Source organism: Streptomyces sp. 12E (assembly GCF_055633275.1).
In genome coordinates, this window is the sequence record NZ_JBVNCJ010000001.1 from 4,111,403 (window position 1) to 4,123,774 (window position 12,372).

General features: G+C 72.6%; 13 protein-coding genes. 7 read left to right on the forward strand and 6 right to left on the reverse strand.

Annotation, left to right across the window (positions count from 1 at the left end; all coding sequences use genetic code 11):
* Nucleotides 1-189 precede the first annotated feature (189 nt).
* From ACZ8ZB_RS19110 to ACZ8ZB_RS19120, 3 genes are all read right to left on the reverse strand, one after another.
* Entirely contained in the window at nt 190-1,521 is a 1,332-nt protein-coding gene (locus ACZ8ZB_RS19110) for a DUF2637 domain-containing protein (protein ID WP_470738907.1), read from the reverse strand.
* A 90-nt stretch (nt 1,522-1,611) separates the two neighbouring features.
* On the reverse strand, nt 1,612-2,472 hold the full coding sequence (locus tag ACZ8ZB_RS19115; RefSeq protein ID WP_470738908.1) for a DUF3558 family protein: 861 nt from the start codon (nt 2,470-2,472) through the stop codon (nt 1,612-1,614).
* A 119-nt stretch (nt 2,473-2,591) separates the two neighbouring features.
* Nucleotides 2,592-3,395 (reverse strand): DUF3558 domain-containing protein, encoded by an 804-nt coding sequence (locus ACZ8ZB_RS19120; RefSeq protein ID WP_470738909.1) that lies wholly within the window; start codon nt 3,393-3,395, stop codon nt 2,592-2,594.
* 216 nt (nt 3,396-3,611) lie between these two features.
* Here ACZ8ZB_RS19120 and ACZ8ZB_RS19125 point away from each other — a divergent pair, with 216 nt between their 5' ends.
* The gene (locus tag ACZ8ZB_RS19125; protein ID WP_470738910.1) at nt 3,612-4,805 is read left to right on the forward strand and encodes an RtcB family protein; all 1,194 of its coding nucleotides are present in this window, start codon (nt 3,612-3,614) and stop codon (nt 4,803-4,805) included.
* A 275-nt stretch (nt 4,806-5,080) separates the two neighbouring features.
* On the opposite strand, the gene ACZ8ZB_RS19130 is transcribed toward ACZ8ZB_RS19125, so the two are convergent.
* Together ACZ8ZB_RS19130 and ACZ8ZB_RS19135 are read right to left on the reverse strand one after the other, a co-directional pair.
* Nucleotides 5,081-5,314, reverse strand: a complete 234-nt coding sequence (locus tag ACZ8ZB_RS19130) for a hypothetical protein (protein WP_470741526.1) — start codon at nt 5,312-5,314, stop codon at nt 5,081-5,083.
* Nucleotides 5,218-5,994 (reverse strand): SDR family NAD(P)-dependent oxidoreductase, encoded by a 777-nt coding sequence (locus tag ACZ8ZB_RS19135; RefSeq protein ID WP_470738911.1) that lies wholly within the window; start codon nt 5,992-5,994, stop codon nt 5,218-5,220. Before ACZ8ZB_RS19135 ends, ACZ8ZB_RS19130 begins: the two co-directional genes overlap by 97 nt.
* Nucleotides 5,995-6,213: 219 nt before the next feature.
* Between ACZ8ZB_RS19135 and ACZ8ZB_RS19140 the strand changes: the two genes are divergently transcribed.
* The 5 genes from ACZ8ZB_RS19140 to ACZ8ZB_RS19160 all read left to right on the forward strand — a co-directional run bounded on the left by ACZ8ZB_RS19140 (nt 6,214) and on the right by ACZ8ZB_RS19160 (nt 10,853).
* Nucleotides 6,214-6,714, forward strand: a complete 501-nt coding sequence (locus ACZ8ZB_RS19140; protein ID WP_470738912.1) for a MarR family winged helix-turn-helix transcriptional regulator — start codon at nt 6,214-6,216, stop codon at nt 6,712-6,714.
* A 215-nt stretch (nt 6,715-6,929) separates the two neighbouring features.
* Nucleotides 6,930-8,024: an LLM class flavin-dependent oxidoreductase gene (locus ACZ8ZB_RS19145; RefSeq protein ID WP_470738913.1), complete on the forward strand. Its 1,095-nt coding sequence runs from the start codon at nt 6,930-6,932 to the stop codon at nt 8,022-8,024.
* Nucleotides 8,021-8,629, forward strand: a complete 609-nt coding sequence (locus ACZ8ZB_RS19150; RefSeq protein ID WP_470738914.1) for a CE1759 family FMN reductase — start codon at nt 8,021-8,023, stop codon at nt 8,627-8,629. The genes ACZ8ZB_RS19145 and ACZ8ZB_RS19150 overlap by 4 nt, the downstream gene beginning before the upstream one ends.
* A 73-nt stretch (nt 8,630-8,702) precedes the next feature.
* On the forward strand, nt 8,703-9,422 hold the full coding sequence (locus ACZ8ZB_RS19155) for a response regulator transcription factor (protein ID WP_470738915.1): 720 nt from the start codon (nt 8,703-8,705) through the stop codon (nt 9,420-9,422).
* The gene (locus ACZ8ZB_RS19160; RefSeq protein WP_470738916.1) at nt 9,423-10,853 is read left to right on the forward strand and encodes a HAMP domain-containing sensor histidine kinase; all 1,431 of its coding nucleotides are present in this window, start codon (nt 9,423-9,425) and stop codon (nt 10,851-10,853) included.
* Nucleotides 10,854-10,935: 82 nt separating this feature from the next.
* Here ACZ8ZB_RS19160 and ACZ8ZB_RS19165 read toward each other — a convergent pair whose 3' ends face one another.
* The gene (locus ACZ8ZB_RS19165; protein ID WP_470738917.1) at nt 10,936-11,817 is read right to left on the reverse strand and encodes an NAD(P)-dependent oxidoreductase; all 882 of its coding nucleotides are present in this window, start codon (nt 11,815-11,817) and stop codon (nt 10,936-10,938) included.
* 96 nt (nt 11,818-11,913) lie between these two features.
* Here ACZ8ZB_RS19165 and ACZ8ZB_RS19170 point away from each other — a divergent pair, with 96 nt between their 5' ends.
* Nucleotides 11,914-12,318: a winged helix-turn-helix transcriptional regulator gene (locus ACZ8ZB_RS19170; RefSeq protein ID WP_470738918.1), complete on the forward strand. Its 405-nt coding sequence runs from the start codon at nt 11,914-11,916 to the stop codon at nt 12,316-12,318.
* Nucleotides 12,319-12,372 lie beyond the last annotated feature (54 nt).

Sequence of the window (12,372 nt, forward strand, 5' to 3'; positions counted from 1 at the left end):
AGTGCTCGAATTCCGTCCCGGATCCTAGCAGTTGCCCCTTACCGGGGAGCCGGGGAGCCGGGGCGCCCCAGGCGTCGCCGACGGTGCCGCTGACCGTGTCCACGGCCTGGTCCCACTCGGCGGTGAGGACCCCGGCGGCCGGGGGGACCAGCTCCCGCAGGACCGCTCAGCACCGGGAGAGGAAGCCCCCTACGCGATGTGGTCCTCCTCCAGCTCCGCCGTGTGGCGCGCCTGGAAGCGTTCGGCGAGGGCCTTCAGCTCGCTCGGGTTCAGCGTCGTGCCGTAGGTCGCCTGGATGTTGTCGCCGAGGACGCGGGGGGTGGGATAGCTGCCGTCTATCGACTGGCGGAACACCTGGTAGTACGCCTCCTCGTCCGGGCCGGAGGCGGGGGTGCCGCCGCCTTCGCCCAGCTCGCGGGTGCGGCCGGGGACCACCGGGATGGGGAAGCTGCCGGTCTCCTCCGGGGAGGGCTCCTGGAGGGGCGGCTCCTCCTGGTACTGGTCCTGGTACTGCTCGGCCTGCTGCTGTTCCGCGTACCAGCGGGCGTATTCCTCGTCGGGGTCGTAGGTGGGGTCGTAGCCGCCGTGGTACTCGACGGTCTGCGGGTCGCGGGCGTGCAGCCAGGGATTGGCGGCCGTGTCGTCCTGCGGCCGGGGGTCCTGGTTGCCCTCGAGTTCCAGGCGCTGCTCGCTCCGGGGCGCCGCGCCCACCTGTGCCGCCCCGGCGGCGCGGCCGCCCGCGACCGCGTCGGCGCGGCTGCCCGCAACCGCGTCGGCGCGGCCGCCCGCGGCCGTCTCCGGTGTCTCCGGCGCCGGGGGTATCAGCGCCGGCTCGATGCCCGCCGCCGCCAGACCCGCCGGGGCCGTGTCGGCCAGGGGGACGCCGTACTTGGCGAGGCGCAGCGGCATCAGGGACTCGACCGGGGCCTTGCGGCGCCAGGCGCGGCCGAAGCGGGAGCGCAGGCGGGCCTGGTAGACCAGGCGCTCCTGCTCCAGCTTGATCACCTGCTCGTAGGAGCGCAGCTCCCACAGCTTCATCCGGCGCCACAGCAGGAACGTCGGCACCGGCGACAGCATCCAGCGGGTGAGCCGGACGCCCTCCATGTGCTTGTCCGCGGTGATGTCGGCGATGCGCCCGATCGCGTGCCGGGCCGCCTCCACCGAGACCACGAACAGCACCGGGATCACGCCGTGCATGCCCACACCGAGCGGGTCGGGCCACGCCGCCGCGCCGTTGAACGCGATCGTCGCCGCCGTCAGCAGCCACGCCGTCTGCCGCAGCAGCGGGAACGGGATGCGGATCCAGGTCAGCAGCAGGTCCAGGGCCAGCAGGACGCAGATGCCGGCGTCGATGCCGATCGGGAAGACGTAGCTGAAGTTCCCGAAGCCCTTCTGCAGGGCGAGCTCACGGACGGCCGCGTACGAACCCGCGAAGCCGATTCCGGCGATGATCACGGCACCGAAGACGACCACGCCGATGAGAACCCGGTGCATCCGTGTCAGCTGCAGTGGCGCGGCCACCCGTACTCCCCTCCCAGTGCGTGTTGTTGCGCGCAACAGAGTGGCACATGTGTGCGGAGGCCGGGCGGCCGGTTCCGGTTCAGGGTCTCGTCAGCCCTTGCCCGACGCCTTCGAAGCGGACTCCGAGGCCGATGCGGAAGGGGACTTCGAGGACGGCCGGGACGCCGGCTCCGAGGCCGACGGGGACGGCGCGGCAGCCGTGCCGTTCGCCTTCGTCACCGAGGCCACCGCCTCCTTCGCCGCCTTCTGCGCGTCCTTCATCAGCTCGTCGGCGTCCGGCGTCTTGTCGCCGGCGAGACCGGCGCCGTTGTAGTCGACGGTGACGACCACGTTCTCGACGCGTGCCACGACCGTCTGCTGCTTGAAGGCGCCTTCCTTCTTCTTCAGGTCGTAACGCACCGCGGTCGCCTCGTCACCCGTCCCGGCGACCGGTTCCGACGTGGTGTTCTTCGCGCCCTCGGCCGACTGGGCGTCCTGCACCTGCTTGGCGTAGTAGTCCTGGGCGAGCTCGTCGCCCGGACCGCGGGTGACGTTCGAGTCGAAGCGCAGCAGCGACACGTTCAGCCAGCGGAACTGCGAGCCCTTCACGCCGTTGTTCTCCAGGCTGTTCCAGGAGCAGCTGCCCCGGGTGGAGACGTCGTCCGAGGGGCCCTCCTTGCCCGTCTTCGCCTTCGGCGCCAGGTCGTCCAGGGTCTTCTCGGACAGCACCGCGCACGGCTCCGGGAGCTTTTGGTACGCAGCCGCCCGCACCGTCGGGGACGGGCTCGCGGACTGCGAGGCGGAGGCGGAGGCGCCCTTGCCCCCGTCGCCGTCGGAGCCGGAGTCCGAGGAGCAGCCGGCGGCGGCCAGCATCACGGGGACGGCTGTCGCGCAGACAAGAACGCGGGTAAGGCGCTTCGCTCGCTCGGGCTGCTCTCGCTGTGCTCGTCGCTGCATGGTTCCTTCACTCATGACGCTCGTGTTCCCTGCGGTCGGAACGGGGTCCGGGGGGTCACGGTACGCGGTGAGCCACCCCTGCGGTCCTCCTTCGGCTGCCTCGCGCGCAGGGGCGCCAGAGCCGCGAACCGGGCTCAACCGCCCAGTGAATCGGCCAGCTCGGAGGCGAGTTTCCGTGCCCTGTCCTGCAGTTCCTTGCTGTCCGGGATGACGCCGACGGTCATCGGCTGCTGCGCGTACTCGACGGTCACGATCACGTTGGACGTGCGGAACGCCACAGTCACCGTGCGCTGCTCGGCGGTCGAACCGGAGCTGCTCAGCTCGTCGTCGAGGAACGCCTCGTCGCCCAGGTCCTCCAGGAGGCGGGGCTCCAGGTCGGAGGGTGCGGTGGACGGCGAGGCGGCGGGCGACCCGGAGGAGGGGGACGAACTCGGGTCCGTGGAAGGGCCGGTGGACGGGGTGCCGGTCTCCGTGGTCGTCACCGCCGGCTCCGGGAGCTGCGCCGCCTCCCGCTTGGCCGCGAAGAGTTCCCCGGCCCGGGCGTCGTCGCTGACGGCGTTGTCGTAGGAGACGACCCGCTCGAAGTCGACCAGCAGGTGGTCGGTCGCCGCCGCCGACTCCACCTTCCAACGGCAGCCCACCTTGCGGTCGGTGTCGTACGTGAGGGTCGCCTCGCCCGCGTACGCCTTCTCGCGCTGTGCCTCGTCGGTCATCTCCCCTATCCCAGGCAGGAGTTGGCCGAGCGTCGCGTCCTCGACCACGCCGCAGGGCTCGGGGAGCGTGGCGTACCTGCCGGGCTGGGCGGCCTGGGTGGCCGTGCCGGCGCTTCCCGGGTTGGAGTGGTCCGACCGGCCGCCGTCGTCCGAGCTGCCGGTGCAGCCGGCCAGGACGGCCGCCAGGAGCGCGACGACGCCGGGTACGTACGCCTTCCGCTGCACGGTCGGGCTCCTCTCGACGGTGGGTGCGGGCCGGTGCCCGCCGGGTCTCCCCAGTGTCCCCGCTGGTTAATCGCTTGCCGCACGGGGGCCTCCCCGGCAGACAATGTGTATCGCACGCATTGCCGTGGACGCCGGTCCGTCATCCCTTTTCGCCGACCTTGGCACCGGTTTTGCGGTTCGAGACTTCTGTCGGTTTTCTGGGGGAACGAGGACGTCATGTCGTACGTGGAACTGCCGGGTGCGAAGGCGCCGATCCGGATGTGGACGGATCCGGCGACGGTGGAGGAGGGCGCCCTCCAGCAGCTGCGGAACGTCGCCACCCTGCCGTGGATCAAGGGCCTGGCCGTGATGCCGGACGTGCACTACGGCAAGGGCGCGACGGTCGGGTCGGTGATCGCGATGCGGGGTGCGGTGTGCCCGGCGGCGGTGGGCGTGGACATCGGCTGCGGCATGTCGGCGGTGCGGACGTCCCTGACGGCGAACGACCTGCCCGGCGACCTGTCGCGGCTGCGGTCGAGGATCGAGCAGGTCATCCCGGTGGGCCGGGGCATGCACGACGACCCCGTCGACCCCGGGCGGCTGCACGGCTTCGGGACGGGCGGCTGGGACGACTTCTGGAACCGCTTCGGCGGCGTCGCGGACGCCGTGAAGTTCCGTGAGGAGCGCGCCGCCAAGCAGATGGGCACCCTGGGCGGGGGGAACCACTACATCGAGCTTTTGTTCGATTCGGAGGGTTCCGTCTGGCTCACTCTGCACTCCGGCTCCCGCAACATCGGCAAGGAATTGGCCGAGCACCACATCGGTGTGGCCCAAAAGCTCCCGCACAACCAGGGCCTGGTCGACCGCGACCTCGCCGTCTTCGTCGCGGACACCCCGCAGATGGCGGCGTACCGCAACGACCTGTTCTGGGCGCAGGAGTACGCGAAGTACAACCGCTCGATCATGATGGCGCTCCTGAAGGACGTGATCCGCAGGGAGTTCAAGAAGGCCAAGCCGACCTTCGAGCCCGAGATCTCCTGCCACCACAACTACGTGGCGGAGGAGCGGTACGAGGGCATGGATCTGCTCGTGACCCGCAAGGGCGCCATCCGTGCGGGGTCCGGTGAGTACGGGATCATTCCGGGGTCCATGGGCACCAGCTCGTACATCGTGAAGGGGCTCGGCAACGAGAAGGCGTTCAACTCCGCGTCGCACGGCGCCGGCCGGCGGATGAGCCGCAACGCGGCGAAGCGGCGGTTCACCGTGCGGGACCTGGAACAGCAGACGAGTGGAGTGGAGTGCCGTAAGGACTCCGGTGTGCTCGACGAGATTCCGGGTGCCTACAAGAACATCGACCAGGTGATGGAGCAGCAGCGCGATCTCGTCCAGGTAGTGGCGAAGCTGAAGCAGTTCGTCTGCGTGAAGGGTTGAAGCGCGGGGCCCCGGGGCCCGGCGGTCCGTCACTGATCCGTCGTGGCCGACGCCAGGCTGTTTCGCGGGCGCCGCAGACGGATGGAACAACTCCTCTCCGTGCGGCCGAGCACCGGGGCCGCCTCCGCGCCACTGTCCAGCCGCAGCGGGACACGATCCTCTTCCTCCGTCCAGCGCTTGCGCCGAGGCGCGGTCCTCATACGTCGAGTCAGGGGTCGGACATCGGGTCCGTGCAGTGGATGACGGGGCGCCCCGTCATCCGTCTCCGCTCCGGGTCACTTCGCGTGCGTCACCGCGTAGATCATGACGAAGGCGACGATGTGGATGCCGAAGAGGAAGTAGCCGAGGTAGTACCAGACGTAACGCTCGCGCTTCTTCTCCAGGGCCAGGCGGCGCTGTTCGCTGTCGGACATCAGGGTTCCCGGTGGACCTTGGTGTTGGAGGCCTGGGCGCGGGGGCGGACGATCAGCAGGTCGATGTTGACGTGGGGCGGGCGGGTGACCGCCCAGGCGATGGTGTCGGCCACGTCGTCGGCCGTGAGGGGTTCGGCGACGCCCTGGTAGACCTTGGCGGCCTTCTCCGCGTCGCCGCCGAAGCGGGTGAGGGCGAACTCGTCGGTCCTGACCATGCCGGGCGCGATCTCGATGACGCGCACCGGGCGGCCGACGATCTCCAGGCGCAGGGTCTCGGCGAGGACGTGCGCGCCGTGCTTGGCGGCGACGTAGCCCGCGCCGCCCTCGTAGGTGGCGTGGCCGGCGGTGGAGGAGACGACGACGACCGTGCCGTCGCCGCTCGCGTCCAGCTTGGGCAGCAGGGCCTGGGTGAGGTTGAGGGTGCCGAGGACGTTCGTCTCGTACATCGTGCGCCACTGGTCCGGGTCGCCGGTGGCGACCGGGTCGGCGCCGAGCGCGCCGCCGGCGTTGTTGACGAGGACGCCGACGGTCTTGAAGGCGGTGGCGAACTCGTCGACGGCGGCGCGGTCGGTGACGTCGAGCGGGTAGGCCGTCGCGGCGTGGCCGGCCGCGGTGATCTCCTCGGCGAGGGCCTCGATGCGGTCCTTGCGGCGGGCGGTGAGGACGACGCGGTAGCCGGCCTCGGCGAGCCGGCGGGCGGTGGCGGCGCCGATCCCGCTGCTCGCACCCGTGACGACGGCGATGCGGGACGCGGCGGGCGGTACGGCGGTGGCCATGGGCTGCTCCTCGGGCGTGCTGGCTCGCGGTCGGGACCTGCGCGGCCAGCATAGGCCCGGGGCCCGGGGACCCGGTGGGGCGGGGGACGGGTGGTCCTCCGGTGCGGCGGCGGAGCGGGGACCGGCACGCGGTGCCGCACGCGGGTGTGTCACCTGATGGGCGGCGCCTGTGGCGGTCCGGGGGTGGGATACATCCGCAGGAGCGGAGAGGAGCTGCGCATGCCGGGGACCACGCGGGCCGGGCTGCTGGCGGAGCTGGGCGTGGTGTCCCGGCGGTACATGGCGGCCCATGCCCTGTTCAACCAGGCGCTCGCCGACCACCTGGGCCTGCACCCCACCGATCTGCAGTGCCTGAACCTGCTGACGCTGGAGGACGGTCCGGTGACCACGGGCCGGATCGCGGAGCTGACGGGGCTGACGACCGGTTCGGCGACGCGGCTGGTGGACCGGCTGGAGCGGGCGGGGTACGCGGCGCGGGAGCGGGACGCGGGGGACCGGCGGCTGGTGCTGGTGGCGGTGGTGCCGGAGCGGGCGGCCGAGTTCGGGCGGGTGTGGGAGCGGCTGGGCGGCGGCTGGTTCGCGCTCTTCGACGACCTGGACGACGCCGAACTCTCCCTGTTCATCGACCATATGAGGCGTACGACGGACTTCAGCGCGGAGCAGGCGGCCCGGCTGCGGTCGGGGGAGGCCCCGGACGACTGGCCGGCCTCGGCGTCGTAGCGGTCCCGGGCCCGGTGGACGAGGGGTGCTCACGCCCCGGGTCGCGCAGACGTGTCCGCCGGCCGACGCGGTGAAGGCGCACGCGTGGTCGGCGGAGGGCGGGGTGCGGGGGGCGGCTGGTGCCGTAGGCGTCCGGCGGGGGGTGGAATAGGAAGGGGCGGGGAGTCGTTCCAGGGGTATAGTTGAAGCATAAACAACCTGGAGGGTGAGCGGCCATGCAGTTCGGTATCTTCAGCGTCGGGGATGTCACGCCCGACCCGACCACGGGACGTACGCCGACCGAGCGCGAGCGGATCAAGGCCATGGTCGCCATCGCGCTGAAGGCCGAGGAGGTGGGCCTGGACGTCTTCGCGACCGGCGAGCACCACAACCCGCCCTTCGTGCCGTCCTCGCCGACCACCATGCTCGGCTACATCGCCGCCCGCACCGAGAGGCTGGTCCTCTCCACCTCCACCACCCTGATCACCACCAACGACCCGGTGAAGATCGCCGAGGACTTCGCGATGCTCCAGCACCTGGCCGACGGCCGGGTGGACCTGATGATGGGACGCGGGAACACCGGCCCGGTCTACCCCTGGTTCGGGCAGGACATCCGCCAGGGCATCAACCTCGCGATCGAGAACTACGCCCTGCTGCACCGCCTGTGGCGCGAGGACGTCGTCGACTGGGAGGGGAAGTTCCGCACCCCGCTGCAGGGCTTCACCTCCACGCCCCGCCCGCTGGACGGCGTACCGCCGTTCGTCTGGCACGGCTCCATCCGCTCGCCGGAGATCGCCGAGCAGGCCGCGTACTACGGCGACGGCTTCTTCCACAACAACATCTTCTGGCCGGCCGACCACACCAAGCGCATGGTCGAGCTGTACCGGACCCGGTACGCCCACTACGGGCACGGCACCCCCGAGCAGGCGATCGTCGGGCTCGGCGGCCAGGTGTTCATGCGGAGGAACAGCCAGGACGCGGTGCGCGAGTTCCGCCCGTACTTCGACGTGGCGCCGGTCTACGGGCACGGGCCGTCGCTGGAGGAGTTCACCGCGCAGACCCCGCTGACCGTGGGCTCCCCGCAGCAGGTCATCGAGAAGACGCTGTCGTTCCGCGGTTACGCCGGCGACTACCAGCGCCAGCTGTTCCTGATGGACCACGCGGGCCTGCCGCTGAAGACCGTGCTGGAACAGCTCGACCTGCTCGGCGAGGAGGTCGTGCCGGTGCTGCGCGCGGAGTTCGCCAGGAACCGCCCGGCCGGCGTGCCGGACGCGCCCACCCACGGCTCGCTGCTGGCCGGAGCCAGGGCGAAGGAAGGTGCACAGGCATGAAGCTCGTCGTCGTCTCGGCGGGGCTGAGCGTCCCGTCCTCCACCCGGCTGCTCGGCGACCGGCTGGCCGCCGCGGCCGCCGCGCAGGCCCCGGCCGACGTCCAGGTGATCGAGCTGCGCGACCTCGCCGTCGAGATCGCGCACACCTTCACCAACGGCTTCCCGGGCCGGGCGCTGGCCGAGGCCTTCGACACGGTGGCCGGGGCCGACGGGCTGATCGTGGTCACCCCGGTGTTCTCGGCGTCGTACAGCGGGCTGTTCAAGTCGTTCTTCGACGTGCTGAGCGTGACCGACGAGGACGCCCTGGCCGGGAAGCCGGTGCTGATCGCCGCGACCGGCGGCACGGCCCGGCACTCGCTGGTCCTGGACCACGCGCTGCGGCCGCTCTTCTCCCACCTCAAGGCCGTCGTCGCCCCCACCGGCGTCTACGCCGCCTCGGAGGACTGGGGCGCCGAGGGCCTGGACGGCCGCGTCGAGCGCGCGGCCGGGGAGCTGGCGGCGCTGACGGCCGGGCCGGCCGCCGCCCGCCCGCGGCCCCGGCGGGACTCCTTCGCGGAGGTCACCCCCTTCGAGGAGCGGCTGGCCGCGCTGCGGTCCGCCGGGTGAGACACGGGTGGGAAGCGGTCCCCGGCGTCGTCCGCCGGGGCCGGAGGACGGCGGCGGTTGGCACACTGGGCACGTGCCCCACACCGTTCTGCTCGCCGAAGACGACCGAGCCATCCGCAACGCCCTGGAACGCGCCCTCACCCTGGAGGGTTACCGGGTCACGGCCGTCGCCGACGGCGTCGACGCCCTCGCGCAGGCCCACCGCGGCCGGCCCGACGTCCTGGTCCTCGACGTGATGATGCCCGGCATCGACGGGCTCCAGGTGTGCCGGGTGCTGCGCGCCGAGGGCGACCGCACACCGGTGCTGATGCTGACCGCGCTGGTGGAGACCGCCGACCGGATCGCGGGACTGGACGCGGGCGCCGACGACTACGTCGTCAAGCCGTTCGACGTCGAGGAGGTCTTCGCCCGGCTGCGCGCGCTGCTGCGCCGGGCGGCCCCCGCGGCACCGGCCCCCGAGCCCGTGGCGGAGCCGGAGCCGGACACCTCCGGCCGGTTCGTGGAGGCCGCCGGGCTGCGCATGGACCCGCAGGCGCGCCGGGCCTGGCGGGGGAGGCGGGAGCTGGAGCTGACCCGCACCGAGTTCGAGCTGCTGGAGCTGCTGATCCGCCACGCGGGCATCGTCCTGGACCACTCCACCATCTACGACCGCATCTGGGGCTACGACTTCGGCCCCGGTTCCAAGAACCTCGCCGTCTACGTCGGCTACCTGCGCCGCAAGCTCGACGAGCCCGGCGCGCCGCAGCTGATCCACACCGTGCGCGGAGTGGGCTACGTGCTGCGGGAGGGCTGAGTGGCGTACGGGCGGACGGCCTCCCGCAGACGGCTGCGGCTGCTGTCCCTGGGGACCACCTTCGCGGTGGCGTTCGCCGCGGTCACCGCCACCGTCACCGTCCTGGTCGGGATCCTGTCGTACGGCGCCGCCGCCCGGCTGGTGCGGGTGGACCAGCAGTCCGTGTTCGACGAGGTCGTGCAGGACCTGCGCGGCGAGGTCCGGGAGAACCGGATGTCGCCGCACGACTTCTCCTCCGCCGCGCCCGGCCACGACCTGGTGCGGCCCGCGCGCACCGACGTACAGGTGCTCGGGCCGGACGGCGGCGTCGTCGACCCGGGCGACCCGGGGCTGCCGGTGGTCGACGCCGACCGGCGGGTCGCGGGCGCCGCGACCGCGGGACGGGTGGTCGTGCACGCGGACGTCGACGTCGGCGACGACGTCTACCGGGTGGCGACCGTCGCGCTGGGCGGCGAGCGGGGCGCGGTGCAGGTCGCGCAGGAGTTCAGCGACACCGAGGACCTGCTGCGGGCGCTCCAGCGGCGCACGCTGGTCCTGATGGCGGCGGTGGTGGTCGGCGCCGGGCTGTTCGGCTGGTGGCTGGCCCGGCGCATCACCCGCCGTCTGGTCGTCCTCACCCACACCGCCGAGGCCGTCGCCCGTACACGCCGGCTCGGCATCCAGGTGCCCGTCGCCGGCTACGACGAGGTGGGGCGCCTCGGCCGCGCCTTCGACCGGATGCTGGGCCGGCTCGCCCAGTCCGAGGAGGACCAGCGCCGGCTGGTCCAGGACGCCGGGCACGAGCTGCGCACGCCGCTCACCTCGCTGCGCACCAACATCTCCCTGCTGCGCCGCATCGACGAGCTGCCGCCCGCCGCCCGCGAGGAACTGGTCGCCGACCTCGCCCAGGAGGCCCGCGAACTGACCGACCTGGTCAACGAGCTGGTCGACCTCGCGGCCGGACAGTCCGACACCGAACCGCCGCGGCGGGTCGACCTCGCGGACGTCGCCGAGGACGTCGCGGGACTCGCCCGGCGCCGCACCGGGCGCGAGATCGTGGTGGTCGCGAGCGGCGACACCACGACCGACGGGCGGCCCGGGATGCTCACGCGGGCGCTGTCCAACCTGGTGGAGAACGCGGTCAAGTTCGACCGGGACGGCCGTTCCCCCGTCGAGATCCACGTCGTGGGACCGGCGCGTCCGGGCACGGTCCGGGTGGAGGTGCGCGACCGCGGCCCCGGCATCGCCGACGACGACCTGACCCGCGTCTTCGACCGCTTCTACCGCGCCGCCGACGCACGCTCCCTGCCGGGGTCGGGGCTCGGCCTCTCCATCGTCCGGGAGGTCGCGCTCGCCCACGGCGGGGCGCCCTACGCCTTCCGGCGGGAGGGCGGCGGCACGGTGACCGGGTTCACGGTGGGCGGCGTGGCCGGGCGGCCGGCGGACGGGTGAGCGGTGGCCTGCCCGCGTCCGGCAGGAAGGCGGCGGCTGTCGCCCCGGGGACCGGTCCGGGCGAGGAGCGGGGGAGCGCCGGTCAGCGTACGAGGAGGTCGATCACGCCCGTCAGGTCCTCCTCGCCGCTGCCCTCGGACAGGCGGCGGCGCATCAACGCGAAGTACGGGGCGAGCAGTTCCGGACTGACGCCCTGCTGCTCGGCGGTGTTCAGGAAGGTCGGGGTGCCGGCCACCTGCATGGCGAGGCTGGAGACGACGCCCTTGGTGTAGTCGCCGCTGCGCAGCTGGTCGGCGGTCTGGTGCACGGACGGGGCCATCGCGGTGAGCCAGCCGGCGAGCAGCGGGGCGAGCGACGCGGGGTCGATGTCCTCCTTGCGGATCAGGGCGAAGGCGTGCGCGGCCCCGGCGAACATCCCGTACATCGCGCTGAGCAGGGCCACGTCGTGCAGGGCCGCGAAACCCGGGTCCTCGCCGACGTAGTTGGTGCCGAGCGGCACGCCCAGCGTCTCCGCGTGCCGCTCGAACAGTTCCCGCGAGCCGCTGTAGAAGACGTAGCCGCCGGCCTCGGGGACGCCGACCATCGGAGGGACGGCCATGATCCCGCCGTCCAGGTAGCGGGCGCCGCGCTCGCGGGCCCACGCGGCGCGGGCCCGGGCCTCGGCCGGGGTGGTGGTGGTGAGGTTGACCAGGTCCCGGCCGGTCAGGTCGGCGCCGGCCAGCGTCTCCCCGACCGAGGCGTCGTCCAGCAGACAGACGACGACCAGCGTGTTCGCCGCGACCGCGGCGGCGGCGCCGTCCGCGACCTCCGCCCCCTCGGCGGCGAGCGGCGCGGAGCGGGCCGGAGTGCGGTTCCAGACGGTGACCGGGTGACCGGCGGCGAGCCAGGTACGGGCCAGTTCGGCGCCCATCGCGCCGAGGCCCAGCAGCGTGACGGGAGTCTTCTCCACAGGGTTCTGTGCCATGCCGAATAGACTGGGAGCAGGCCCGGAAGTGATCAAGTACGCACTTCGGAGTGGGTGGTTACCCCGGGGTGAGCGAGCACGTCGGAGGGGTGGGGCATGACGACGCTGAACCGGCCGAGCACACCGGACGGGCACGTCTGCGGGATCGACACCGCGATGGAGGTGATCGGCGGCAGGTGGAAGGTGCTGATCCTCTGGGCGCTCCACGAGCACCCCCACCGTCGCTTCGGCGAGCTGCGCCGACTGCTCCCGGGCGTCACCGAGAAGGTGCTCGCCTCCCACCTGCGGGAGATGGAGGCGGACGGCGTCGTGCGCCGCGTCTCCTACGACGAGGTGCCGCCCCGCGTCGAGTACTCCCTGACCGAGGACGGCGAGCGCCTCAACGAGGCACTCGAGCCACTGGCCGCCTGGGGACGCGGACGGACGGCCGTCCGGGACGTGGGGGAGAGGACCGGCCGGAGCACGCCGCCGGTGCGGGAGGCCCCGCCGCTCGTGCGGTGAGGGGACGTCGTCCCGGAGGGCCCCCGGCCGGCCGCGCCGAGGGGCGTGTTCCCG